This is a genomic window from Paenibacillus enshidis, assembly GCF_042136365.1.
In the GTDB taxonomy this organism is placed as follows: domain Bacteria; phylum Bacillota; class Bacilli; order Paenibacillales; family Paenibacillaceae; genus Paenibacillus; species Paenibacillus enshidis.
Map to the genome: position 1 here is coordinate 13,550 of NZ_JBHHMI010000009.1, position 24,955 is coordinate 38,504.

Below are 24,955 nucleotides of genomic sequence, written 5' to 3' on the forward strand. Positions count from 1 at the left end.
AGAGACGCTGTTGGAAGCGCACATGAACAGGCTTTTAATCTTTAAGATGAACCTTAAGAATAATATCCTGCGAGCCCCGAACCTCGCCAAGCGGCATCTCTTCCACCCGCTCAATTCGTTCCTGCCCGCCAGCCAGAATAACCGGCGTAATCATCAGAAATCCGGCTGCCCTGATACGCTCGTGGTCAAACTCCAGCAGCAGCTGGCCGGCTTTGACCACATCCCCTTCCTGAACATGGACGGTATAACCGCGGCCTTTTAAAGCCACCGTATTGATTCCGACGTGAATAAGGATCTGAACGCCGGAGGCATGCTCCAGCATCACGGCATGCTTGCTCTTGATCACATGGGCCACAACACCGTCGAAAGGAGCCGTAATTCTGCCCTCTGCCGGTTCCACAGCAATTCCCTGCCCCATGGCACCGCTTGAAAAGGCAGGATCGGGTACCTCCGCCAGTTCCACCGCTTTCCCTGACAATGGAGACCGGATCTCCAGAACAGCCTCTGGGTTGTCTGCACTTTCAGAAACGGCTGCATGCCCGTGTTCAGCTGTCGCCCCGGAATGTTCTGCAGCCTCCGGTTCGGAAGGGGTGCCGTTATCCGCATGGTCTGGTGTTTTGCGGTTCGTCCATTTGCCATAGAGCAATGTAGCGGTGAACGGAATGATCAATACAATAGCCATGCCCAGGAAGAACACACCCCACTGGTTAGGGTAAATGGACAGAAAACCGGGAATACCGCCGACGCCAACGGAGGACGCCAGCACACCATTCACCGACAGCAGAACACCGGCAATGGCCGAGCCGATCATACCGAAGATGAACGGAAACTTAGATCTGATATTGACACCAAACATGGCAGGCTCTGTTACTCCCAGAAAAGCGGAAACCGAAGACGTCACGGCCAGGCCCTTGCTTTTCTTTTGTTTAAATACGAACATCATGCCCAGCGCCGCCGCGCCCTGTGCGATATTGGACAGGGCCAGCATCGGCCATAGAAAGGTGCCGCCACGGGAAGCGATAAGCTGCACATCGACTGCCAGAAAGGTATGATGCATGCCCGTAATGACAAGCAGCGCATACAATCCGCCATAGATCAGGCCGCCAAGCGCAGGAGCCAGACCGAAGATATACACCAGTCCGGAAGTGATTGCGTTTCCAATGGCAAACGTAATGGGCCCGATCACAGTAAAGGCCAGAAAGCCTGTAATTAAAAGCGTTACGGGAGCGACGATCAGCAGTTTCAGCCCGTCAGCCACCCTTTTGTTCATAAATGCTTCAATCTTCGCCAAAATATAAGCTGACACCAGAACAGGCAGCACCTGACCTTGGTAACCAATCTTCTCTACTTCCCAGCCGAACAGATTCCAGACAGGGACAGTACCGTTCGTCTTGGCATCAGCATAGCCGTAACCGCTCAGCAGATCCGGATGGACAAGAATCAGTCCGAGCACGATGCCAAGCAGCGGACTGCCCCCGAAACGGGTGACGGCAGACCACCCTATGAGAGCCGGCAGGAAAGTAAATGCCGTGCTGGCAATCGTATTAATGATGGACGCGAAATCCTTCCACTCGGGATAGACCTGCACCAGGGATTGCCCTGCGAAGAAAATGCCCGGTCCTGTTAAAATATTGTTAATCCCGAGCAGCAGACCTGCAGTAACGATCGCCGGCAGAATGGGGATAAAAATATCCGCCAGCGCTTTGACAGCCCGTTGAAGCGGGTTTTGCTTTTTGCTCGCAATGTTCTTCAGCTCATCCTTGGAAACCCGCTCTCCGCCGGTGATTTTCATCATTTCGTCATATACCTGGTCGACAATACCAGGCCCGATAATCACCTGGAATTGCCCCTGGGTGGAAAAGTGCCCCTTGACCAGCTCATTGCTTTCAAGCGCGGCTTCATCCACCTTGCTTTCATCATAAAGCGAAAATCTGAGCCGGGTGACGCAGTGGGTGGCCGCCTCGATGTTTTCTTTACCACCGACGGCCTGAAGAATCAGCTCTACATCCTTTTTATCAATCGCCATTTTACTCTCCTCCTCTGAATTAAGTATCTTGGTCTGTTGTTTACCGTATAATCCACATATATGAAGCAAACGGAGTCAGCTTTGTCCGCTGCAGCAGTTCAGGTTTAATGTCTGTGTTGCCTAGCAAGAGTTGCACATGTCTGTCTTTCACCGTATTCCAGAAACGGTCTGGCAGCTCGAATACAGCCTCATCCCCGCTAAAGTTGGAAATGACCAGCAAGGTTTCCCTGCTGTTGCTGCGACTGTAAGCAAAAGTCTGAGGGTGGCCCTCGTCCAGCCGCTCATAATTTCCATCCGTGAATACCTCAATCTGCTTGCGCAGAGCTATTAATTTGCGGTAATGATGATACACGGAGTTCGGATCCGCCAGCTGCTGTTTCACATTGAGCGAAGGGTAACGTTCATCAACTTTAATCCAGGGAGTGCCGCCGGTAAAGCCGGCCTGCGGGCTGTCGTCCCACAGCATCGGGGTTCTGGAATTGTCCCGCGAACGCTCCTGAATGATAGCAAATGCTTCCTCGTCTGTTTTACCCCGTTCCTGCAAAATCCGATACATATTTCTGGACTCGATATCCCTGATTTCAGCTATGCTGTTCCACTGCGGATCAGGCATGCCGATCTCTTCCCCTTGGTATACGTAAGGGGTCCCCTGCAGTCCGTGCAGAGTCGTTGCCAGCAGTTTGGCGCTTTCGGCCAGATATTGCCCGTCATCCAGAAAACGAGACACAGCGCGCGGCTGGTCGTGATTATTGAAGAACAAGGCATTCCAGCCCCCGCCCTGCTGCATCCCGAGCTGCCACTTGGACAGCAGGCTTTTCAGCTGCTCGAAATCGTATGGCATAAGCTCCCACTTGTTGTTGTTCGGATAATCCACCTTCAGATGATGGAAGTTAAAGGTCATGGAGAATTCCTTTTCATCCGGGTCGGAATAACGTATGCAGTTCTCCAGCGTTGTGGAAGACATCTCTCCGACCGTCACTATATTGTATGGAGCGAATACCTTCTCGTGCAGTTCCTTCACAAATTCGTGAACACGCGGCCCGTCGGTGTAATAGATGCGCCCGTCTGCCGGCTGGTTCGGACCAAAGTCATTAGGGAACTGCTGATTTTTGGAGATCAGGTTGATGACATCCAGCCTGAAACCGCTCACACCTTTCTCCGCCCAAAAGGTCATCAGTTTGATAACTTCATCTCTAAGCTGCTCATTTTCCCAGTTTAGATCAGCCTGGGTCTTGTCAAACAGCGTAAGATAATACTGCCCTGTCATTTCGTCATACTGCCATGCCGGTCCGCCGAATTTGGATTGCCAGTTATTCGGGGGTCCGCCAGCAGGCGCCGGGTCTCTCCATATATAATAATCCCGATACGGATTATCCTTCGATTTCCTGGATTCCTTGAACCATGCGTGTTCCGTAGAAGAGTGATTGACGACAATATCAATCATCAAGTGCATCCCGCGTTTTTTGAGCTCACAGACCAGCTCTTCAAAATCCTCCATGGTGCCGAATTCGGGATTGATGCTGTAATAATCTTCTACGTCGTAACCGTTATCATTTTGCGGACTGACATAAACCGGCTGCAGCCAGACGATATCAATCCCGAGATCCTGCAAATAATCAAGCTTGCCGGTCAATCCCTTGATATCCCCTGAGCCCGAGCCTGTCGTATCCTTGAAGCTCTTCGGATACACCTGATAGACCGTAAGCTTTCTCCACCAATCCTGTTGCTTTGTATTGCTCATTATAGAAGCCCCCACTATCATGTAATGAAAAATGGATTTCCCTAAATCCAAAAAAACTTGTATATACAAGCAAGTTAATTCTATGCCTGTATATACAAGTTGTCAATGGATATTTTATCGTTCTATCCCAATTGTCCTTTTCTTCTTTGCAAATTGGAGTGCATGATCATAAATACCAGTGCGGAAACAGCCACCGAGACGGCACAAACGCCGAACAGCATAGAATATCCCGTAAGCTGGGATACCCACCCGAGGACGATGGAGCCCAGCCCGATACCAAGATCAAACGCAGTCATGAACGCGGCGTTCGCTACTCCTCTTTTATCAGCAGGAACAAGCCGCAAATTCAACACCTGCAGAGCCGGCTGCGCCGAGCCAAATCCGATCCCATAGAGCGCTGCCGCAATAACCACCGGAAGCAGCCCGTTGGAGAGGCTTAGGATGATCAGTGCAGATATAGTAATGATGAGCGCTGGAACGACCACATACCCCTGACCGATCCGGTCGGACAACTTGCCTGCGATCGGCCTGGCTAACGTTAAAGCGATGGCATAGACCAGAAAAAATGTGCCTGGATTAATCCGGATCGATTCCGAGAATAACGGTAAAAATGTAGTGATCCCACCATAGGCAACGGCGAGGAAAAACACAGAAAGGGAGACGGGCAGCACGGATTTATCAAAAATTTCTATTTTTCTCGACCCTTCTTTTGGCTTGAACGGGACACGGACAGGAAAAACGATCAGAAACGCTGCTGCAGAAAGTCCTGCACCAGCCCAAAAAATCGCATGAAACGACCCATTTTCCAGCACCCACACACCGAGCATAGGTCCCGCCGCCATCGCCAAAGTCATCGCCATACCGAACCATCCCATGCCTTCCCCCCGGCGGGACTCCGGAATCAGATCCGTCACTAAAGTGCTGACCGCCGTCGTTGCAAGCGCCCAGCTCGCACCATGGAGTATGCGAAGAGCAAACAACCCCGCCATGCTGCTTACCCAATCATAAAGATACATAGACAGGATAAAAATCAGCAGCCCGCTGATCATAAACGGCCTTCTGCCATAACGGTCAAGCAATCCGCCCACAAATGGACGAAGCAATACTGCCGTTATCGTAAAAGCACCTGCCGCCACGCCTACTTGCGACTCGCTTCCCCCCATTTCCTTAATGAAAAGCGGCAGCGTAGGCAATAATAAATAGAAACCCATAAACAGCATCAACATGGCTAATGTCATTAGGATAAAGGACTTCGTCCATATTCGGTCCATTTGCATCCTCCCTGCAGGTTTGTTTTAGCAGATCGCTAGTTTTTCTGTGCCTGAACCCGTTCAATTTCTTCCTTAATCCATTGGATCTCCGTCTCTGCCAGCCGTTTTCGGTGATCAAAGACCCGCAGCAGCTGAACGCGCTGCTTCTCCGGTTCCGGTTTATTCGCCAAAAGATAATACTCGAAGTCTGATACCGTTTTAAGGTTTTTCATGAGAAGCCGCATATACTGATTCAGACATTCCATCCTTATTTCTTTGGTGACATACTGGAAATAGACCATTTTGAAGCGGAATGTGTACTGTGTCTCAATGTCCCAATCCGAATCAAAGGGGGCCGCCATAAGCTCCACAAAGCGCTCCGTCCCTGCCTCTGTAATGCCGTATATTTTTCTCGTTCTCCCCCCCTTCGTCTCCTCCTCCACACGCAGATGGATCCATCCGGCATCCGTCATGCGGGACAGAAGCGGATAAAGCGTTCCCGAGCTGATCTTCCGTCCAAGCCCGACGGAGTTTTTTAGAACATCCTGCAGCATGTAGCCGTGCTTCTCGCCAGTCATCAGTTCTCCGAGAATAAATAATTCGTACAATTTCGCTCACACCATTTCATATATGTCTTGTCGATATATATTATATGTCGATTCGATATATGTGTCTACAACTTCATCATGATTCAGCCAAAGAAAATACCGCTTTCTTTCACTTTAGGCTTGATTTGTGGCGATATCTTAGTACAATGGTTTTATGACTACTCAAAAAATAATAAATGATGAGCTCCGAGTCAAAATATTTAAGGCATTAGCGGATGAAACAAGATTGGACATCATACGAGCTCTATACACCAGCAGGAAGGAGATGAATTGTGGAGAAGTAGGGAACATTCGCGATACTACGAAATCGAATACTTCGTATCACTTACGTGCTTTAAAGGAGGCGAAATTGATCAAGGTACGAAAAGAAGCTCAAGCGAAGTATATGAGTATCGATTTAGAGACGTTTCACACTTACTTACCTGGATTTCTGGATACGTTGTAGACGGAAATTTTTTTTCTTCATTAGTTCAATAGTTTTTGAACTTTATAACTATTAAAAAGGGTGAATAACATGTTTAAATTAACGACCTTGTTCTTCCTGGTCATGTTTGTGATCGGCACGGATACTTTTTTGATTTCTCCGCTCATCCCCACGCTTCAAAATATGTTTCATATTCCGACCGAATATGCGGGTTGGATGGTAGGAGCTTATGCTTTAGGTTATGCCCTATTTGCACTGATTGCCGGACCTCTTTCCGATGGTTGGGACCGCAAAAAAGTCATGCTCTCCGGCATGGTCTGTTTCGCGGTTTCGACCATGTTATGCGGCTTTGCCACAGGGTTTTGGTCGATGTTCTTATTCCGCTTCTTAGCCGGAGTCAGCGCTGCATTTACGGCGCCTCAAGTCTGGGCCTCGATCCCTGCTCTGTTCCCACCATCCAAAATCGCCAAAGTATCAGGAATCGTCATGGCAGGCTTGGCCGCATCCCAAGCGTTCGGCATCCCTATTGGAAGCCTGCTTGCCTCCACCCATTGGTCTTATCCTTTTTTCACTATCGGAGCATGTGCATTATTGGTCGCGGTATTTATCTTCTATGCTTTACCCGCAATGAAACCGAATCAAGACCCAAAAACCAAGACTCCGATTTTCAGCAGATACCTCCCCCTATTGAATAGCCCATTGGCGAGAAGGGCTTTCCTCGCTCATTTCTTATTTCAAGGCGGATTCTTTGCTGCCTTTTCTTTCATTGGAAAATGGGTGACAGACCGCTTTCACCTTTCAATTGATCAAGCAGGGTACGTAATGTTTTTTCTTGGTCTCGGGAATATAGTCGGGAGCTTCGGCGGTGCTTATGTGATCAAAAAATTAAACCGTTTCAATACGCTGGTTGCGGGTTTTCTTGTCTCTATCGCATGTTTCATTGTTTTGCCTCACCTGCCATCGGTTGCGGCCTTCGAAGGTGTTTACTTTTTCATATTCGTTAACATGGGCATCGCTTTTCCACTCATATTGGGCATGTTGAATTCATTAAATCCGACCATCCGCGGCACGATCTCCAGCTTGGCCAATTCGATCATGTACGCTGCGACAACGCTCGGTTCTTGGATCGCAGGTCTGCTTTACGCGACTTTTAACGGTTTTTCCATCGTAGGTTTGTTTGCGGCTGCTTGCTATGCCGGTTCGTTATTATGTTTTATATTCAGCGGTATTATGAACAATCAAGCACAAGCAAAGAAGGAGCTTGCATCATAAATGACCCCAATGTCCAAAATGTCACCTCGTGAAAAGGGTGGAACCAACTCTGCTTGAGAAGAGTGGTCCGCCATTTCGGAGGCTTCTTCGCAATTACTCCAGGGCTTCCAATGCTGTCTTGGCCGCCTGGGCGATCAAAGCATTGTCATACTCGGCATCCTGTGCATCACGGCTAGACAATACGGCGATGATGATCGGCTCCCGGCTCGGCGGCCATATGATGGCAATAAGCTTCATAGATAAAGTCGTACTCATGACCGATTTGACCATCAAAAGGGTAGATATTCTCAATAATTCCGATTAATTTAGGTTCTATGATATCAACATTGATCTCTTCTTTTACCTCTCGCTGCACAGCCGATTTGCTGTCTTCTCCGTACTCAATGGTACCGCCGACCGGGCGAAATGTGATAACCCCGTCTTCCTCCGGAAACTCTTCCAGCAATATGGAGGATCCTCACAAAGAAGATGCTCTGTAGCGCAATATCTCTACCTCCCTGTGATCTTATCAAGAAACCTGTTGATTAAAGGTATATCCGGCGGTGACAGATCGCTCGGTATTTCATCAAAGGCAAAAAAACGCACCTCTCCGGTCTCAGTCCCGTCTTCCGCAGGTACCCCTGTAAATTCAGTGCATTCATAAGCGGCAACAACAATGTATACTTCATCACCGTTTGGGTATTTATAATACAGATCCTTCCCGGAAAAAACATGAAGCAGTTCAAGTTTCGCGGCAGTCAGCCCCGTCTCTTCAGTTAGCTCCCGTGCAGCTGCTTCTTCCAGACTTTCCCCTAGCTCCATCGATCCTCCCGGCAGTGCCCACAACCCATTATCTGCTCTGCGCACGAGCAGCAATTCCCGGTTGCGATGCAGCAGCACACAACCTCCCGCCATAATAATCGGCCTTGAGCCAACTAATTTCCGAATTTCACTTATATATCCCAATGGGACGACTCCCTTTCATATGAAGGTTTTGGTATGTAAATTACAATATACGAAAATGTATTTATCTGCCAGTAGAATCCATCACTCTTTTGTCATAACATTGCGACTTTCCACTTGGACTGTATGTTCCGCAGGTATCTGATGTCCTGCCCGATTCTTGAACAGCCACAGCTCCGGTGTATCCCGGATTCCTTGCACCTCCAGCTCAAATGCCTTCTCTGGCAGCTTCTCCGCCTGCAGAAAAAGACGGTTCCCATCCGTTTCGGCTGCTCTCAGCCTTAAAGCTTCCCGGGTTCCATCCGGTGTGGTCGCGTACACCCCAATCGACTCAGGACCAACAGCGGCGATACGCTTGCTGAAGGTTATGACCAGTTCGTCATCACCGGAGCGGGCAGTCTTTACCGGAACAGGAGGCTCATTGTACATATAACCGCCCAAATGGTACTCATAGGCTGTCCAGGCATCGTATCCCTGCCCGCGTATTGACGAGTTGAATGCTGTCAGCCAATCCCTGCCTCTGATCATCCGCTCCAGTGATCCGATATCTGTCTGTATACCAAGCGGAAGCCCGGGAAAAGCAGCCTGGATCGGATCGGCAAAGCGCTTATACTCCCCAATATAGTCCGGCGCAAGCTTCGGCCGCATCCAGTCCGGCCAGTGGGTCTGCAGCACATGCATATCCGGCCGCACGCGGCGGATCATTTCAACGGCATCAATCCCCTGCCACTCGCGGAGCTTGGCCGGCGCCAATCCCCGTCTGTCCCTTACCGCCAGCGACCAGGTTGCAATCCGGATATCCGGCCTGGCCTGCCGCACGCCGCCGGAGCCGTTCACCAGCTCGTCAATCAGTCCGTTTACGGCTTCAACCCTTAGCTCAACCCACCGCCGGTAAAGCTGCGGTACCCTGCGGTAATAATTTGCGGCCCACTTGTTGCGGAATTCAGGCATTTCCGTGCCATACCTTTCCTTGAACGCACGCTGCGCGTGCGGACCGACATCCCCATAAATTCCGCTGCGCAAGCCGTTCCACTCGGGAAAGTACGGCTCGGCCACTTCAAACCCGTCAAAAGGTACTTCCGATACCAGGCGGGCGGCAGCCGCTTTTTTCCACTGCACATATTCCTCCGCAAAATGGGACAACCGCTGGAAGCTGTCCTTCGGCTCCCGCAGCAGTTCCATCTTCCAACTGCTCCACTGTGGAGGCAGATGCGATACGCCGAAAGAGCCGTTGCCAAGCACCATCGCCCACACCGCGATCCCCCTCCGCTGCAGGGCATCTATAATCCGGGTATGTATTTTATGTTCCTGTACGACAAAATAATGAACTGTGCGGTAGCCTGCACACTCGATTTCCTCCGCCACACTTTCCGCAGACCTGCCTTCATAATAGGGAAACAGCGGATCCATCTGAATACTCGGCCCTTGTAAGGCCCAGGGCTTGATTGCATGTTCTGTTCCATTGACGTTTTGTGACATGGGTGACCTCCTGATTGAATAGGTTTGCCTTGGTAAAGGGAGCCCTTCTATACATTATGGTTATCCCTGTATGATTCATTCACTTCGTCATGAGGGTATGAAATACCGAAACTAAGGAGCCCCGTGCAGGACCACCCCGGCGAAAGCGGAAAAATCTTAAATAAAGCCCGGAGGCTTGCTTGCAGCAAGCCTCCGGGCTTCAAGTCGTTACTTTCTCTGATACGCTTTCCCTTTTACCAGACAGCAGCCTGAACAACAGCAGCATGCACGAAAAGAACACGAAGGCCACGGCCTCCTCAACGATTATGTAATAAGGATAGGGTCCGAGCACGTCCAACAGGGACGGCGTATCCGGTTTGCCCCGCAGGAACATGTAATTGGCGTCCAGCAGCACATCGGCAATCCATACGAGCAGCGCGCACACGTTCAGGAACAGCATAGCCAGTCCAACGGACTTCCAGGTGGGCCTGTACCCTTCAACCCAGGTCATATATAAACTGGCAAGGATAATCGCCCCGTGGGCAACGAAAAACTGGATATACCTGAAATGCGGAAATTCATACGCCAGATTGGGCGTAAGTACAGCCTGCAGAGCGCCGGCTATGCCGGCAAAGAACAGGAACTGATACAGCAGACGGCTGCGCGTCGCCAGCATGACCATGGAAAGCAGGAGCGTAATGCTGCACAGCTCCAGCGGAAGGGTCCGGCTTGCGTCCCATATCTGCTGATGAATGTACCAGAGATGCAGGCATACCTCTGAAACCAGCAGGAGCGCGGCAAGCACCCAGCGCAGCAGCGTACGCAATCTGGCCCGGCTGCGAATGCTGTGCCGCAGGACAAACAGCAGCCACACCACAGCCGCAATAATGCCAATGCAGACCAGATGCGGCGGCGAGAACGACTGAAATATTTCGCCGGAATGAGCGTCAAGCCAGGAAGGCTGTTCTCTCAACCGGATCTCCCCCTTATGAAGCCAAGGCCTCTTTTTTGCATCTCCATGCCCGGCTTTCGTCTGCGCAGAAACTGCCCGATGGCTGCTCTGGCACAGAACAGTGAAAACAACAGGAATAATACAGACCATATCCATGCAGGCACATGCGTCCAGGCCGCCAAATTAGCAGCATCCCCCGCTTGCGATGGGCTGAGCAGCGATGCTGTGAGAATGATGATCGTACCCGCAACCGACTCTTCAAGTGTGATGAAGGCCAGCAGCAAGTAATACAGCTTGGTTATTGTACGTCCCCCTGCCAGCATAATGACGGTATTCAGCACGATAAAACCGGCCAGCCACAGTAATCCATAACCTTCATGCACATAGAGGAGGATCATGACTGCCGCAATCAGCGTTATGATTCCCAAACCCCACTTGTGCAGCTGCCGGGCATGCAAATAAAACATCAGCACGGCAAACAGAGACGCCCCCGTATATCCGGCAAGGGAGGCCAGAATCGAACTGCTCTGCGAGATCATTAAGGTATAAGTAACACCGCTGTGGTCCGCGTTCAGGTCAATCCGCTGCACCTGGCCGGACATCATCAGCGTGACCACGGCATGAGCAAATTCGTGGATCATCGTGTCCAGCGTTCTGAATATATGGGAGAACGGAATAAACCGGGTGAGCAGGGCGGCTCCGGCCAGCAGCAGCAGCGTTTTGAGCCATTTTGTCAAAGCGGAATCGCCAACCTTTCCCGGTTATGCTTGGGCAGCCAAAAATACATGATCAGAAGAGTGCTTGCCCGAACCGTTATATTCATCTTATGATAAGAGCAAGCCTACAGCAACTCGGGGCCGTATTTATTTCACAAAGGAGACCATCTTTTATGCCAACTAACCGCAAGCTGTGGACGGATGGAGATTTCCAGGAAGCCATCGACCACCACCTTCCGGTCCGCATTTTCGAGAACGACCAGCTCGTCGGCTCCGGCGGCTGCGTCATCCGTTTCGACGACACAACCGTTGTCATCCAGTCAGGCGTAGACGACCTCGCGTACCACGATCGCAACCGGTGTGAGTTTTTTGAGTTAAGAAGATAGACCTGTTCAATGGACAAGCGTTATTTAAGAGGCAGTAATGTAATCAAATTAATATCAACAAGGACCTCAACATAGGCATTTTACGTCTGTCTTGAGGTTTTTATCTATACACATTAGTTTTAGGAGAGATGCAAATGATAAGTAAAAGATTTATAAAAGCTATGGGTATGTTAATGGATGAGCAAGGGGTGGAATTAGTTGAAGGATTTAACTTGGTTCTATTAAAACAGATTAAAACCCCATTTCCAATACGAGAAATATCACTCTTATTCAAAGAGGCAACTGACCTGAAAAAGAGGCATTTCGCATCTAGCATGAATATGCAAATAAAAGTGATGGCTAACAAACCCTTTCCTGACTCACAATTAATTACTTTATTGCGAACGAAGTATTCAAAAGAAAAAAGCAAAATATTGCTGTACCAGGAAATCATTAATCTTATATTCGATATATACGGAGAATCAGAAGAATTAACGGCTGAGAAATTTTTGTCGAATGAACAAAGAATATATGAGCAATTTGGACCAGCTCACTTTTATTGGGGGTTGCGCCTGTTTCCAATTCATGATAGCAAGATCGAGCATCGTCTCCTTGAGTTCGAGGAGCAGCTATCAACCATTACTGATGCAGCAAAGGAAACAGCGGCGACCAACTTGGCCGAATCAAAGGATGAAAGTAAGGAAGCTAAAGAAAATTCCCTTATTACCAAGGAACGAAATCTTAGAGTAAAGGCCGAGTTGGAAATCGAAAGTCTAAAGAAAGAAATAAGAAGTTTGGAAAAAAGCCAGGAACGCATCAAAGAAACGAATGAGCTTATATCTTCGGAGAAATTATTTTTAGAGAAAAAGTTATCAGAGATGGATGAAGCTACAGAAGCTTACCGGAATCAAGTAATCAACCTGGAAGCTGAAAAAGAGAATTTGAACAATCAATTGAACAATCTTCAGAAAACACTGGATGAGCAAACAACTAAAGAGCAGCAAACCATTCAAGATTATGAAAATAAATTGAGAGAGTTAAATACCGGAATGAAATTGTTGATCCAAAAATATGAGGAAGATATTAAGAAATTAAAAGATGAAACCTCCTCTTCCAACTTAAGTTTAAATGAAGCAGTAAAAATGTTAATGGATTACCTGTATCAGGCTATAGAAATAAATTTTGCTCAACTTAAAACCAGCCTGGACCGGACAGATCGTGAGCAACTAAGAAAAAAAATGAATGACCACATGCAGCTCATGGATTCCTTCGAGCTACTTCTGGAAGAACTCATAAAACCATTACCTCAAATCAATCCAGAAAAGACAGTAGATGAAACTACACAGCAGACTAAGGAGCTACCCAAAAAAGATAACCCTAACAATGAAATTCCACATGCTCAACCAGGAACTTTTTATAGAATGGATCACGGAGGTTATATCAAGCTGGAAAATGGCGCAGCCTTTAACATCCCAGAGTCATTGGTAAATAGCCTACAATTAGAGCATGAAGCTGAAGTAGAATGCGAACCCGCACACAGAGCTGATGGTTCCGTAAATTATATCATTCGAATGCTTTTTCAAGGAGATGATACTCGCGCCCCTATCACTCAATATATGGGGTATATAGAACTTGGTGAGCACTTCAAGTATTACTGTGTGGATATCTCCGATCCCAATAATCGTTACCCGTTGTACGAAAAAGACTTTGAAATTCAGAAGCCTAAGGACGGAGATCCATGTTTGTTTAATGTAGCACATGGTGGAGAACATGCACGCTTGTCCAAGCTTTATACAAGCTATAGCACGGATTATTATAAAAAAGAAAACATGAATGACAAACCAATCAAGGGGAATACAGGAACCGTTTCCAGAGAGAAGCACGAATCGCCGAATGCCGGCCGAGATCCGTTCCTCGAAGGTTGCAAGATTGTCATCATTGGCGGATTAAAGAAATGGTTTGATTCAGTTGTCGAGGAAACAGGAGCAGAATTCTATCATGAAAATGGAGAGTCCCCATCTAGAATTCACCCCAAATTGCGCCGGGCTGACGCTTTGTTTTACCTTCTTACTGCCAATTCTCATGAGGCAACTACGAGCTGTATTCCTATTGCGAAAGAACAAAAAATACCTCATTTCAAAATAGAAGGATCGAAATCCAACCTACGTAAATTGCTTTGGGATAATCGAGACATGATACGAAACAAAAAAACACCGGGTCTGTGAAATGCAGACTGCATGCACAAAAAAAGGAAGCCCGGCGAATACGGCTAATGTGCCGATATTCGCTGCAGCTTCCTTTTTTTTGCACTTCAACCCTGAAGTGTCTGTGTTTTTAGCATAAGCTTGCCGGTAAGCGTCCTTAAATCATCCGACGCGGACGATATTTCCTGCATAATAGCCGTCTCTTCATGAGCCGCGCGATTGATTTGCTGCGCTCCCTCCGCAAACGAGGTCGACATCTCCTGAATCCGGTTCATGTAATTGTACGTCTGCTCCACCCGGCCGGTCTGCTCGGAGACGGAGTTTTCCAGCATGCGCACCCCGTCCACGAATTCGTCAATAATCCGGTTAAGCTCATTCAGCGTTGCTTCCACTGAACGGGTGCGGCCTGCTTCCTCTCTCACCAACGCATTTTGCTGCTGCATGAGGGAGACCGCTTCTGTAATCTGTTCCTGAATGTGGCTGATCATCTGGTTAATTTCTTCGACCGAAGAGGAGCTTTGGGTCGCAAGTGTCCGGATATGCTGAGCTACTACGGCGAATCCGCTTCCTTCCTCTCCCGCTCTGGCAGCTTCGATGGAAGCGTTCAAGGCGAGCAAATGGGTCTGCTCGGCAATTTCCTTCACCGTACCGGTGATGTTCTCGATCCGTTCCGCTTCCCGTTCAAGTCTCAGGATCACCTCATGAGAACGCTGATGGGACTCTGACAGGGCATCCATCCCGCCCATCAGCGAAGAGAACAGCGACTGGGTCGAACGGACGGAGCCCTCCATATTGCCCGAAAGCTCCATCATCCGGTTGGATTTCGAATGCATCAGCCGGAAGTCCCCAAGCATCTGGTCGGCTGTCTGCAGGGACAGCTCAGATGCCTTCTGCTGCTCCTCCACCCCGGAGACAATACCGTCCACCACATTGGACATGGATTCAATTTGCGTGGTCGCATGAGCGATGGCCGTACTCAAGGTTTCGGCATTATGTGAGGTCGTCTTTGTGCTGTAGGAGATTTCGTCCAGCATGCCCCCGATGTGGGCCAGCATGTTGCGAAACGCATCGTACAGAACTTTAATCTCATCCCCGGATCGCCGCTCGGGAATCACGACATGCCAGTTACCGGCTGCGGCTTCCTCCGCAGCCTTGGCGAGACGGACAATCGGCCGGGTCAGCCACCTGGAAGTCAGCCAGCCGAGAATTCCCGTCCATATCACACCGAGCAGCAAAATGATCGATACATAAAGCCAGTCCACCATGCCGGGAGCAATCCAGTCCTTCAGCACGAAGATGAAAAACGAGCTTGTCCCGTATGTAATGGCGGATATTGCTATAAAACCTGCAACCATTTTTGTTCCCAAGGATAATTTCATGCTTTACACCTCTGATATCGCTTTTTAAGTCTAATTTACCAGTAAATCCTAGCGTTAAGTGTGACAAATATCATTGATATGCTAAATTTTAAGAATAAAATCGCCTTTTATTTAGGTCTTTCCTCCCTATACATGCCTGTGCTCGCACACTTCCCGGAAATTGCAGCTTCCGCAGGCACGCCGGGACGGCATCGGGGTAAAAAAGGACATCGGCTTCGGCTTGTTGTAATACTCATCATCCAGGCAGGATTTCATCTCTACAATATATCGGCCTACATTCTCTTCAACTTTAGCAATTTCCTCCTGCTCCGGCTTATAAGCTTCACTTTCTCCGGTAACCAGATATTCCACCCGCAGCTCAAGCTGCTCCAACGGAATATTATATTTCTCCCGCACATAAGCGGCATATAAATACAGCTGGTCCGAGAAATCCCCCTCCTTGCCCGTCTTCCAATCCACAATCACCATCTCTCCGTTTTGCCGCCTGTATAGCAAATCCATTTTGACATATACCTTTGTCTCATGGAGAAGCATCGTGTCCCATTTCTCGACTTCGACGACCTGGGCCCGGCCGGCGCTTAGTTCCTTCCATGTTGCGGATACGGACAGGTTGCGGACAATGGCGCGGCGGCGGTCGTTAATGATGGAAATCCGGTCATGCAGCGTTTCCTCTCCATAATAGATTTCAGACAGCATGATACGCTGCTTGGGCTGGCTGAGCCAGGCCTCCCGGTCCTGGGATTCCTTATAGCCCTGGTTCAGCATGTCCCGCATAACCTTGTCTAAAAATTCCGGTCGCGGCGGTTCACGGCGCACATCCAGCGCACGAATGGCCGACTCGCACATACGGTGAGCCAGATCGCCGAACAGCAAATATAAATTGCTTAGCTGCTTCAGCCGGTACAGCACGGCCTGCTCCTCCGTGGCCTGCTCCCGGTTCCAGCCGTTGTGGGAACCATAATAATGAAAATAATATTTGCGCAGGCATTCATCAAATGTATTGGCCCTTGATTGAGAGTAGGACCAGGGCGGATACATAACCAACTTGGCCGTTCCCTCCTTGACTGAAAAGGTCTACCGATTAATTATACCTTAAATCGGACGGGATTGGAGCATAAAAGAGGAACAACCGTTCTTTATGAGCGCAAAAAAATAGCAGACCCGCCACAGCGGATGATCTGCTATTTTCCCTGATTTCAATATTTAATCTCTTTCAATGACCAGCATTCCGTCCTGGACAGTAACCTCCGCTCCAAGAGCCGTGGCAGCTTGGCGAAGCGGCACATACAGCGTACCGTCTTCAGCGGCAAATACCGGCTGCGGCAGGTCAATCGTCCGATCGCCCGCCTTGATCTGCTTCATTCCTTTTTTGATTACAAACTTCGCTTCCGTAATATCGTCGGTCACCGTGATTTGCTTCGCAGCCGCGTCCCAGTCCAGCTCGGCATCCAGCTCGGCGGCGATATCACGCAGCGCAATCATGGTCGTGCCTTTTTTAATCACCAGGTCATAGTAGCTGTCTTCCGGATCAATGACAATTTCCTTATGCGTCAACTGCAGGTCGTTCTTCAAAATATCATAAACCTTCGAGCTGCTGTCAAAGTTGCGCAGGGTGTCTCCCGGCGTCAAGCCGTCTTCTTCTACATTGATGACACCGCCTGAAGTGTCCACCTTATCGGCAGTCACCGCACCGTTCACATTCCATAGCTCGCTTTCGGAGCGAAGTGTGAACGAAGTGATCGGCAAATCTTCCATTCCAGGCAAGGCGACGGTCAGTTCCGTACGGTCTTTGCGCAAATCTTTATTCGCATCAAAATACATATCGGTTTTCAGCACCGTGTTTGGCCCCAGTACAGTCCGCAGCTCCGGTGCCTGTGTATACATCAGGCTTACGCCGGCATCATATTGGCTTACGACCTGATCCAGCGCGTCTTTGGCCTCCGTGTACAGATTATTCAAAATCTCTTCCCGGCTATCGCCGAACCCGGCCAGACCTTCTTTAAGGCTCTCCTCTTCACCGAAAGCGGCAGCGATCTCTGCAGCCAAATCCAGCCCCTGTCCGATCAACCGCTTCAGTCCTTCTTCATCCTGGGCCAGGCTCTGAAGCATCGGTTTAACGAGCTGCACCAGCTCTTCTCCTGTCAGCTGGACAGACAGCTTCGTCAGATCAACCTGCTCTCCGTTCACTTCCTCGGTTACCTTTGCAACCGAGATATCCTTCGGATTCGGCGAATGCTCAATGAACAGTCCGGCTGCTTCCAGCACCAGGTCATTGATCTTGTCCTTGTAAGCATACGGATCAAAACCCTCAGGCAGCCCTTCCAGCGCTTCTGCCTGGTTCAATCCTATGTAGTAGGGCTTCTTGGAGCCTTCCAGCTCAAATGCCAGCCCCGACTGATCCATGGACATGGCAAACGGCAGGCTTACATCCTGGTAATGGAAAGCGCCCTTGGCGGATACAACATCCTCCGATTGGATTTTGGCTTCATAAACAGATATCGATACAGAGTTAATAAAATCAATGATTTCCCGGTCTTCCGCCGAAGCACTGCCAGCAGGCTCAACGTGAAAGGACAGTGTGGAGCTGGACTCCTGCGGTTTGACTTTGAGCGTGCCGAGCAGTCCCTGGTTGACATCAAAGCCCCCTACCGCCTGACATCCCGTTAAGATTACGAGCAGCAGGACAAGCGGAGCTGCAAGCCATTTTTTCAGCTTCATGTAAATCTCCTTCCCCAAGTTTATTAGTGACATCACATGAAGAGCAGTTTCCTAGTTCCATTATCGCAAGCTTGCCTTGATTTGTAAATCAGCTCCTTTTCGTTTATTCCCGGGACAAGCTCTCAAAACCTGGTATGCAGGTCCTAGCTTCCTTCCGACTGCAGCATGCGATGGGCCAGCAAGGCCATTTCCAGACAGTGTCTTTTATCAGGAGCAAGCATATCCGTACCGATAATTTCGGTGATTTTAACGAGCCGGTTGTACAGCGTCTGCCGATGGATATACAGCTTGTCGGCTGTATCCTTCTTGGAGCCATGGCATTGAAAATACATATCCAGTGTGTCCAGCAGCTGCATTTGATGCTCCTGATCGTATGCTATGAGAGCGCCAAGATGGTCTTCAACAAAGGCGACCAGAAAAGGAGTATCCGGCACGGCCTTCAGCAGCTGATAGATGCCCAATTCGTCATAAAACAGTCTATCTTTCATACGCGCTACACAACGCGCGGTTTCGATGACCTGATAGGCCTCATGCAAGCTCCGGTCCGTCTCCAGCATTCTGCTTCTGCTCTTCCCGAAGCCTGCATGAATGCGCACCTCGCTCAGTTCCTCCTCCGCATACCGGTTCAGATGCTGCACAATATTGGACAGGACGGTTCGCAGGTTGGTCAAGGAACGCGCTGTAATCGATTCCTTGGCACACAGCAGATAACAATGGTTGCCCTTCATCATCAGCAAGCTGTGCAGATTATGTTTTTTGAGCAGGGAGCGCAGCAGGACAAGGATATCCTGATGAATCGCTTCCCGGCGCACCTGACCTGCTTCCTTGTCAAGGGACTCCACCTCAAAAATGCCCGCCATGAACAAATATTCGCCCTTGGCAAGCAGACGAAGTCCCATTCGGGTCTGAGCCTGTTCCTCGCTGCTGATCTGCCTGTTCATGAGCTCCTGAATGAGCTCGTTCTGATTCCGCAGCAGACGTTCCTCCAGAAATTGAGTGCGCAGGACAAGCGTCGCGGCCGCTTTGGCTGTGTAATCCAGCAGCAGCGGCACCGCTTCTCCCGGCTGCTCGCCATTTAGTATAATACCAACAGCGGAGAATACCTGTCCAAAGCACACGACCGGCTGAAATAAAACCGAGGTATGACCGTTCAGTTGAAAAAGAAGATGATTCTCCCGGTCCGCACTCATCCGCCCCGCTACTTCCCGTCCGTATATATCCCCCAGCTTCTCCGCAAGCGCCGCATCGACGGAAGGCACGAACCGGCTCGCGTTGATCGAAGAAATATACACAACCGGTCTTGATACATAATCATGCAGCAGCCGCAATATTGCGGACATGTCCGAGCTGCGCAGCGTCTCCTGCTGAAGCTTGCGCGAGAAGCTTTCCAGATTCTGCAGCAGCAGATGATGACGGTTAATGAGCAGCGAATGGATGTCCTGTGTAATTTCGACAAAGCGGACCGGCTGCTCAAATACGATCACCGGAAAATCATGCTCCTCGGCCCATTCCAAAATTTCGTCAGGAACCGCATCAATCGTGGTGCCAAATTCCACACACAAACCTGCTGCTCCCTGGCTGAACAACTGCTTCATATATTCAAATCGTTCTTCCTCATAACGCTTCAGCCACAGTCCGGTCGTTAAAATCAGATCATTTCTGCTCACAAAGGGGGAGACATGTGTAATTTCCAGCACATGCACCCAGCCCACCGGACGGTGTATCCCCCGCTCTCCCGCAGCCAGCCTGGCCCGGTGAAATACCGGGCGTTTCAGCATCTCTGCAATGGTAAAAAGATCTTTACCCTTCATCCATCCACCCCAAATGTCATAATAAATAACATGATCATCCATTTATAACCAAATAATATAAAAGCATCAACAAACAGTCGAGCCTAAAACGCAAAATTATTGACACTTTGTATGATGCCATCCTTCAGCACCCTTTGTAAACTGGTATTAAATCTAACATTAGAGGTGCATGACCATGATCATCGGGGTTCCCAAGGAAATCAAGAATAATGAAAACCGGGTTGCTCTGACCCCTGCAGGCGCTTCGGAGCTGGTTCGCCGGGGCCACACCGTATTGATCGAGCAGCATGCCGGCGCGGAAAGCGGATTTCAGGATGCAGATTATGCGGATGCAGGCGCTTCCCTGGTCGAAACGGCGGCCGAAGTATGGGCGGAGTCCGGGATGATTATGAAAGTAAAAGAACCACTGGAAAGCGAATACGGGTACTTCCGTCCGGGTCTCGTCCTGTTCACCTACCTTCATCTTGCTGCCGAGCCGTCACTTGCCGAGGCCCTGACCACAAGCGGCGTGACAGCGATTGCCTATGAGACAATCACTGTCAGCGGAACTCTGCCGCTGCTGACGCCGATGAGCGAAGTGGCCGGACGCATGTCCGTGCAGATCGGAGCCCAACTGCTGGAACGGCCGAAAGGCGGAAAAGGCATCCTGCTGTCCGGCGTACCGGGTGTCAAACGCGGCAAAGTCGTCATTATTGGCGGCGGTGTCGTCGGAACGAATGCTGCCAAACTGGCCGTCGGGCTCGGAGCGGATGTGACCGTCATTGACCTGAGCCTGCACAGACTGCGGCAGATGGACGATATTTTCGGCAACCAAATGAATACGCTCGTATCCACCCCTTCTAACATCGCCCAAGCTGCCGCAGAAGCCGATCTGCTGATCGGTGCCGTTCTGATCCCCGGTGCCAAGGCTCCGAAGCTCGTTACAGAGGAAATGGTCAAAGCCATGAAGCCCGGCTCCGTCATTGTCGATGTGGCCATTGACCAGGGCGGCATCGTGGAGACGATCGACCGGATTACAACCCATGATCAGCCTACGTATGTAAAACACGGAGTTGTACACTACGCGGTAGCCAACATGCCGGGGGCCGTTCCCCAGACCTCCACAATTGCGTTAACGAATGCCACCATGCCTTTTGCCGTGCAAATAGCGGACAAGGGCGTTCTGGCAGCGATCCGCAGCAGCGAGGCGATTCAGAGCGGCGTCAATGTGATGAACGGGAAAATAACGTATGAAGCGGTGGCGCATGATCTCGATTATGACTATGTGCCTGTTCTTCAGGCCATGCAGGAAGCAGCACTCAAACAGCCGAATTGAGCTTGGGCACTCCTTCGTCAGTTCCATTTTCCATTAAAAATCCCCCTTATCCGACAAAATCGGTTAAGGGGGTTTAGTTATTAAATGTTTGCCAGTGCTGCCGTTCTCGGTAAATAACCTACTTTGATGGCATGTTCTATCATTCTTTTCATGAAGAGGCTGTCGGGAAGAACACATGTAATGCCAGTCCCCTGCAGAGCCCCGGAGGTCAACCCGCATCCATATCGGTAGCGGGAATCCTTCGCCCCGTCTCCTTCAAGCTGAGCAATTGCCAGCTTAACGCCTTCCGTATTTTTCGGGGCGGCAGGATCAAATAACCATGTCCTGTACGCCTCCTGCTCCATCAATTCAATTTCGTATCCATATTCACGGAAGAGATTGACCCACGAAGTATACGAAATCGTTTGCGGATTGCAAATATGGAACACCCTTCCCAAAGAATCGGACCGCAGCGCAAGAGCCACGATTGATTTTCCCGCGTAATCAATCGGAGTGAAATCGACCTCCCATTGTACCTGTGGAGCTTTGCCAAGCAGCAGCATGGCCTTTAACATGCGATAGAACGAATTACTGTCGATATTTTTCTGGAAAAGCCCGCTTTCCGAATGGCAGGACAAATTACCTGCCCGATAAATGCTGACATGCAGCCCCTGCTGCGCCGCTGCCATAAGTGCTTTCTCCGCTTCCAGCTTGCTGTTCGTGTACAGATTCTCCACTTTAAGATCAGGACGCAGCGTCTGCTCGCTTACCACCTGCTCCCACTGTCCGCTTAATGCCAGATCTTCCGGTATGCCCATTGTCGAAACATGATGGAACCGGATAGGGTTTGCGCATCCGCGTGCAAGCTCGATTAAGGACAATGTGCCGGCTATGTTCGTTTTCGCAAATTGCTCTTCATCTCCGAAATGCCTTACGTCTGCGGCGCTATGGACAATCATATCCAGTACACCCGCCAGCTTATGTTTCGTTTCAGGCATGATGCCAAGATCCTCGCGCTCCAAATCCCCTTCCACCGCGACCACGCGGTCCTTCATGAGCTTACTGACGGACGAGCCAAAAAAATATTCCATATGGCTTTGAATTCTTGTCAAACCCGGATCAATTCCCGGCCGGACCAGGCAATAAACGACAGCTTTGCTTTGGACCAGCAGCTCATGCAGCAAATAAGCGCCCAGATATCCGGTAGCTCCCGTCAATAACACAGTCTTAGGGTCTTGGAAGCTGATTTCGGTATTTCCGACCCGTTGCGGGATTTGAGGATGCTCCTCCAGCGGAATAGCTGGTCCGGTCAACACAACAGATTGTTCCACTGTCTGTAGCTTTTCCACCTTCAGCTGCCCGATGTGCGCGGATAGCGCTTTGACCGTCCGGTACTGGAAGAAATCATTGATTTTGAGATCCGGATAATGCGGCTTTAACAGGACCAGGACGTGAATGATCGCCAAAGAGTCGCCGCCAATCGAGAAAAAGTCATCGTGCCGACCTACCTGTTCCACACTCAGTACTTCCTGCCATGACTCCGCAACACGCCGCTCGATATCCGTAGCCGGCGGTTCGAATTCGACATCCGGCACGGCCATCTCCCGATGGTCGTAGTTTTTCAGGCTTTTCCGGTCGATCTTGCCCGTCGGTGAAGTCGGCATGGTTTCAAGCTGGATAATCCATTTCGGGATGAAATAGGAAGGCAGTCTAGTTCCCAGCAAACGCTTGATGACAGGGGCAGGCAATAAGCCGCCATCTCTCGTTGTAAAGTAACCGATCAGCATATTTTGACCATCCGTATCCTTCTTGCTAATGACGGCCACATTTTGTACGTTTGGAATTTTGGCGAAGCTGTCCTCAATTTCCCCGATTTCAATGCGATGGCCTCGAATTTTGATCTGGGAATCACGACGGCCGACGTATTCGATCGTTCCGTCCGGAAGCAGTTTCGCAATATCGCCGGATTTATAGATTTGACCTTCGCCAAACGGATTGGCGATAAAGGCTTCCGCCGTTTTTTCCGGCTGATTCAGGTAGCCTTTAGCCAAGCCTACAGTCGAAATATATACTTCTCCGTGTACATTAACCGGGCATAGCTGATTTTCTTCATTAACGATATAGACCTTGTAATTATGAATTGGCCTGCCGATCGGAACATTCGTCAAGTCATCCGGAATGAATCCCCTGATTGTGTGTGTTGTCGTACATACGGTGCATTCCGTCGGCCCATAGACGTTGACAATTTCGATCGCGTCCTTGAATTTGCGCTGGAATGCGCGAACCTGTTCGCCATAAAGCGCTTCGCCCGCCACCGTAATCAGCTTTACGCCGGACAACCTGCGGAAACCTTCGTCCGATAAATACGCGGACAGCTGGTTGAAAAACACGGTCGGAAGAATCGTAATGATGGTTGTTCCCGTTTTTTCGACAGCAACAGCGAACTCCTCGACCGATACCCGTTCCTCAGGTGATAGCAGATACAAGTGCGCGCCGTAAAATAACGCACCGATTGTATCCCATACCGAGGCGTCAAAGCTATAGGTAGCGAACTGTGTAAGCACGTCTTCAGGCCCGATCCCGCAATCTTTGCGGACCGTTTCCCCCAGGTTGACCACGCCTTCATGTGCGATCAGCGCACCCTTCGGCCTTCCCGTTGAGCCAGACGTGTAAATGATATAAGCAAGATCGTCAGGTTTTACCCCGTTATCGACATTCCCGGTGCCTTCGAATGCATCCATCATGCCGGAATCCATCGAAATGATTCCCTTGACCGTATCCACTTCTGTGCATAGCAGCGCTGCCTGCTCCTGATATTCGCTTTTGGTCAGGATAAAAGAAGATCCCGTATCCGACAAAATATAGCGGTTGCGGTCTTCCGGATGCTCAGGATCAACCGGCACGTATACACCTCCCGCCTTGAGGATGCCAAGCAGGCTGACGATAAGCTCAAGGCTCCGCTCCATAAAAATCGAAACGAATTCACCTGTGCGCAATCCCTGCTGCAGCAGCATCCGTGCGGTACGATTCGCCTTTTCGTTCAATTCCCGATAAGTAAACTGCCCATGGATCGATGACACCGCAATCCTTTCTGGATATAAAGCAGCCGCCAGCTCGAACATGCCGTGAATGGTCTTCGATTTGTCGTAAGGCCATGCCGTATCGTTCATTTGCTCATAGATAGCTTTATCCTGCCCGGTCAAAATATCGATAGCAGCGATCAGGCGATTGGCATCCGTAAGCGCCGCATCGAGCAGCGTATGGAAATATTCAACATACCTGCGGATCGTGCCTTCCAACAGGACAGAACTGTCGTAAGTCACCCGTATGGTCCAGTGGTCGCCGCTCTCAAACAGCTGCCAGTTCAACAGCTCCTGTACTGCCTCAATCGGCTGACCCATCGAAAAGCGGGTATCAAACTGAAGCTCCGGGGCAGCTTCGGCGCCTGCGGCCATTTGGGCGGTTATGCTGCTTTTAAGGGTGGAGAAGGTCTGTTTCTGTTCAAAGTTCATTAGCAGCGGAACGGCTTTTCCTTCGTTAGAAATCCATTCCGCTATAATGTCGGCTTCGCCCGATAAACGGTAAAGCAGTGCAAAATAAGCCGCTGCCAAAATCCCGGCTTGCTCTCCGCCGTCCTTCAATTGCCCGAGCTTGGCGCACAGGCTTTCCTCCATGGGAACATCTGCTGTTAAGTAGGAATACGTTCGGCCGTGACGTGACGAATCAAGCGGGATGAATAGCAGTGGACTTTCGGTTACCAAAGCAGCAGTGTAATGATTAATCTCCGTCATTTCT

Annotated in this window: 19 protein-coding genes and 1 pseudogene; 5 read left to right on the forward strand and 15 right to left on the reverse strand. The window is 49.9% G+C overall.

All coding sequences use genetic code 11. From position 1 onward, the window contains the following. Positions 1 to 34: 34 nt before the first annotated feature. The 4 genes from treP to ACE41H_RS12200 form a co-directional block, all read right to left on the reverse strand. Positions 35 to 2,026, reverse strand: coding sequence for a PTS system trehalose-specific EIIBC component (gene treP, locus ACE41H_RS12185; protein WP_375355541.1), 1,992 nt, complete (start codon positions 2,024 to 2,026; stop codon positions 35 to 37). 40 nt (positions 2,027 to 2,066) lie between these two features. Further along, the gene (treC, locus tag ACE41H_RS12190; protein ID WP_375355542.1) at positions 2,067 to 3,767 is read right to left on the reverse strand and encodes an alpha,alpha-phosphotrehalase; all 1,701 of its coding nucleotides are present in this window, start codon (positions 3,765 to 3,767) and stop codon (positions 2,067 to 2,069) included. A gap of 122 nt (positions 3,768 to 3,889) precedes the next feature. Beyond that, positions 3,890 to 5,038 carry an MFS transporter gene (locus ACE41H_RS12195; RefSeq protein ID WP_375355543.1) on the reverse strand — a complete coding sequence of 383 codons (1,149 nt, stop codon included), beginning with the start codon at positions 5,036 to 5,038 and terminating at the stop codon, positions 3,890 to 3,892. Between the two features lie 35 nt (positions 5,039 to 5,073). Further along, positions 5,074 to 5,625, reverse strand: a complete 552-nt coding sequence (locus tag ACE41H_RS12200; protein WP_375355544.1) for a PadR family transcriptional regulator — start codon at positions 5,623 to 5,625, stop codon at positions 5,074 to 5,076. A gap of 154 nt (positions 5,626 to 5,779) precedes the next feature. Here ACE41H_RS12200 and ACE41H_RS12205 point away from each other — a divergent pair, with 154 nt between their 5' ends. Together ACE41H_RS12205 and ACE41H_RS12210 are read left to right on the forward strand one after the other, a co-directional pair. Further along, complete coding sequence (locus tag ACE41H_RS12205; protein WP_375355545.1) at positions 5,780 to 6,070, forward strand: ArsR/SmtB family transcription factor; 291 nt, start codon at positions 5,780 to 5,782, stop codon at positions 6,068 to 6,070. 69 nt (positions 6,071 to 6,139) lie between these two features. Then, positions 6,140 to 7,321: an MFS transporter gene (locus tag ACE41H_RS12210; protein ID WP_375355546.1), complete on the forward strand. Its 1,182-nt coding sequence runs from the start codon at positions 6,140 to 6,142 to the stop codon at positions 7,319 to 7,321. A gap of 93 nt (positions 7,322 to 7,414) precedes the next feature. Here ACE41H_RS12210 and ACE41H_RS12215 read toward each other — a convergent pair. From ACE41H_RS12215 to ACE41H_RS12240, 6 genes and pseudogenes are all read right to left on the reverse strand, one after another. Then, positions 7,415 to 7,549 (reverse strand): annotated as a pseudogene (locus tag ACE41H_RS12215) (class A beta-lactamase); the annotation flags it as partial. Continuing rightward, positions 7,494 to 7,676, reverse strand: coding sequence for an NUDIX hydrolase (locus ACE41H_RS12220; RefSeq protein WP_375355679.1), 183 nt, complete (start codon positions 7,674 to 7,676; stop codon positions 7,494 to 7,496). The pseudogene ACE41H_RS12215 and the gene ACE41H_RS12220, both read right to left, overlap by 56 nt. 134 nt (positions 7,677 to 7,810) lie before the next feature. Beyond that, positions 7,811 to 8,266: an NUDIX hydrolase gene (locus ACE41H_RS12225; RefSeq protein ID WP_375355547.1), complete on the reverse strand. Its 456-nt coding sequence runs from the start codon at positions 8,264 to 8,266 to the stop codon at positions 7,811 to 7,813. Positions 8,267 to 8,347: 81 nt separating this feature from the next. Then, positions 8,348 to 9,742 (reverse strand): N-acyl-D-glucosamine 2-epimerase, encoded by a 1,395-nt coding sequence (locus tag ACE41H_RS12230; RefSeq protein ID WP_375355548.1) that lies wholly within the window; start codon positions 9,740 to 9,742, stop codon positions 8,348 to 8,350. Positions 9,743 to 9,941: 199 nt separating this feature from the next. After that, on the reverse strand, positions 9,942 to 10,694 hold the full coding sequence (locus ACE41H_RS12235; RefSeq protein ID WP_375355549.1) for a YwaF family protein: 753 nt from the start codon (positions 10,692 to 10,694) through the stop codon (positions 9,942 to 9,944). Beyond that, positions 10,691 to 11,410 (reverse strand): M50 family metallopeptidase, encoded by a 720-nt coding sequence (locus ACE41H_RS12240; protein WP_375355550.1) that lies wholly within the window; start codon positions 11,408 to 11,410, stop codon positions 10,691 to 10,693. Before ACE41H_RS12240 ends, ACE41H_RS12235 begins: the two co-directional genes overlap by 4 nt. A gap of 152 nt (positions 11,411 to 11,562) precedes the next feature. On the opposite strand from ACE41H_RS12240, the gene ACE41H_RS12245 reads away from it, so the two are divergent. Beyond that, positions 11,563 to 11,775 carry a hypothetical protein gene (locus ACE41H_RS12245; RefSeq protein ID WP_375355551.1) on the forward strand — a complete coding sequence of 71 codons (213 nt, stop codon included), beginning with the start codon at positions 11,563 to 11,565 and terminating at the stop codon, positions 11,773 to 11,775. Between the two features lie 134 nt (positions 11,776 to 11,909). Further along, positions 11,910 to 13,979, forward strand: coding sequence for a hypothetical protein (locus ACE41H_RS12250; protein ID WP_375355552.1), 2,070 nt, complete (start codon positions 11,910 to 11,912; stop codon positions 13,977 to 13,979). An 86-nt stretch (positions 13,980 to 14,065) separates the two neighbouring features. Here the strand turns inward: ACE41H_RS12250 and ACE41H_RS12255 are convergent, their stop codons facing one another. The 4 genes from ACE41H_RS12255 to ACE41H_RS12270 all read right to left on the reverse strand — a co-directional run bounded on the left by ACE41H_RS12255 (position 14,066) and on the right by ACE41H_RS12270 (position 19,866). Next, positions 14,066 to 15,337, reverse strand: coding sequence for a methyl-accepting chemotaxis protein (locus ACE41H_RS12255; protein ID WP_375355553.1), 1,272 nt, complete (start codon positions 15,335 to 15,337; stop codon positions 14,066 to 14,068). A 126-nt stretch (positions 15,338 to 15,463) separates the two neighbouring features. Then, positions 15,464 to 16,381: a RecB family exonuclease gene (locus ACE41H_RS12260; RefSeq protein WP_375355554.1), complete on the reverse strand. Its 918-nt coding sequence runs from the start codon at positions 16,379 to 16,381 to the stop codon at positions 15,464 to 15,466. Positions 16,382 to 16,540: 159 nt separating this feature from the next. After that, positions 16,541 to 18,055 (reverse strand): copper amine oxidase N-terminal domain-containing protein, encoded by a 1,515-nt coding sequence (locus ACE41H_RS12265; protein WP_375355555.1) that lies wholly within the window; start codon positions 18,053 to 18,055, stop codon positions 16,541 to 16,543. 143 nt (positions 18,056 to 18,198) lie between these two features. Beyond that, entirely contained in the window at positions 18,199 to 19,866 is a 1,668-nt protein-coding gene (locus ACE41H_RS12270; protein WP_375355556.1) for a PucR family transcriptional regulator, read from the reverse strand. Between the two features lie 175 nt (positions 19,867 to 20,041). Here ACE41H_RS12270 and ald point away from each other — a divergent pair, with 175 nt between their 5' ends. Next, positions 20,042 to 21,181 carry an alanine dehydrogenase gene (ald, locus tag ACE41H_RS12275; RefSeq protein WP_375355557.1) on the forward strand — a complete coding sequence of 380 codons (1,140 nt, stop codon included), beginning with the start codon at positions 20,042 to 20,044 and terminating at the stop codon, positions 21,179 to 21,181. Positions 21,182 to 21,261: 80 nt separating this feature from the next. Here ald and ACE41H_RS12280 read toward each other — a convergent pair whose 3' ends face one another. Next, a complete protein-coding gene (locus tag ACE41H_RS12280; RefSeq protein WP_375355558.1) occupies positions 21,262 to 24,951 on the reverse strand; it encodes a non-ribosomal peptide synthetase family protein in 3,690 nt (1,229 codons plus the stop codon). Positions 24,952 to 24,955 lie beyond the last annotated feature (4 nt).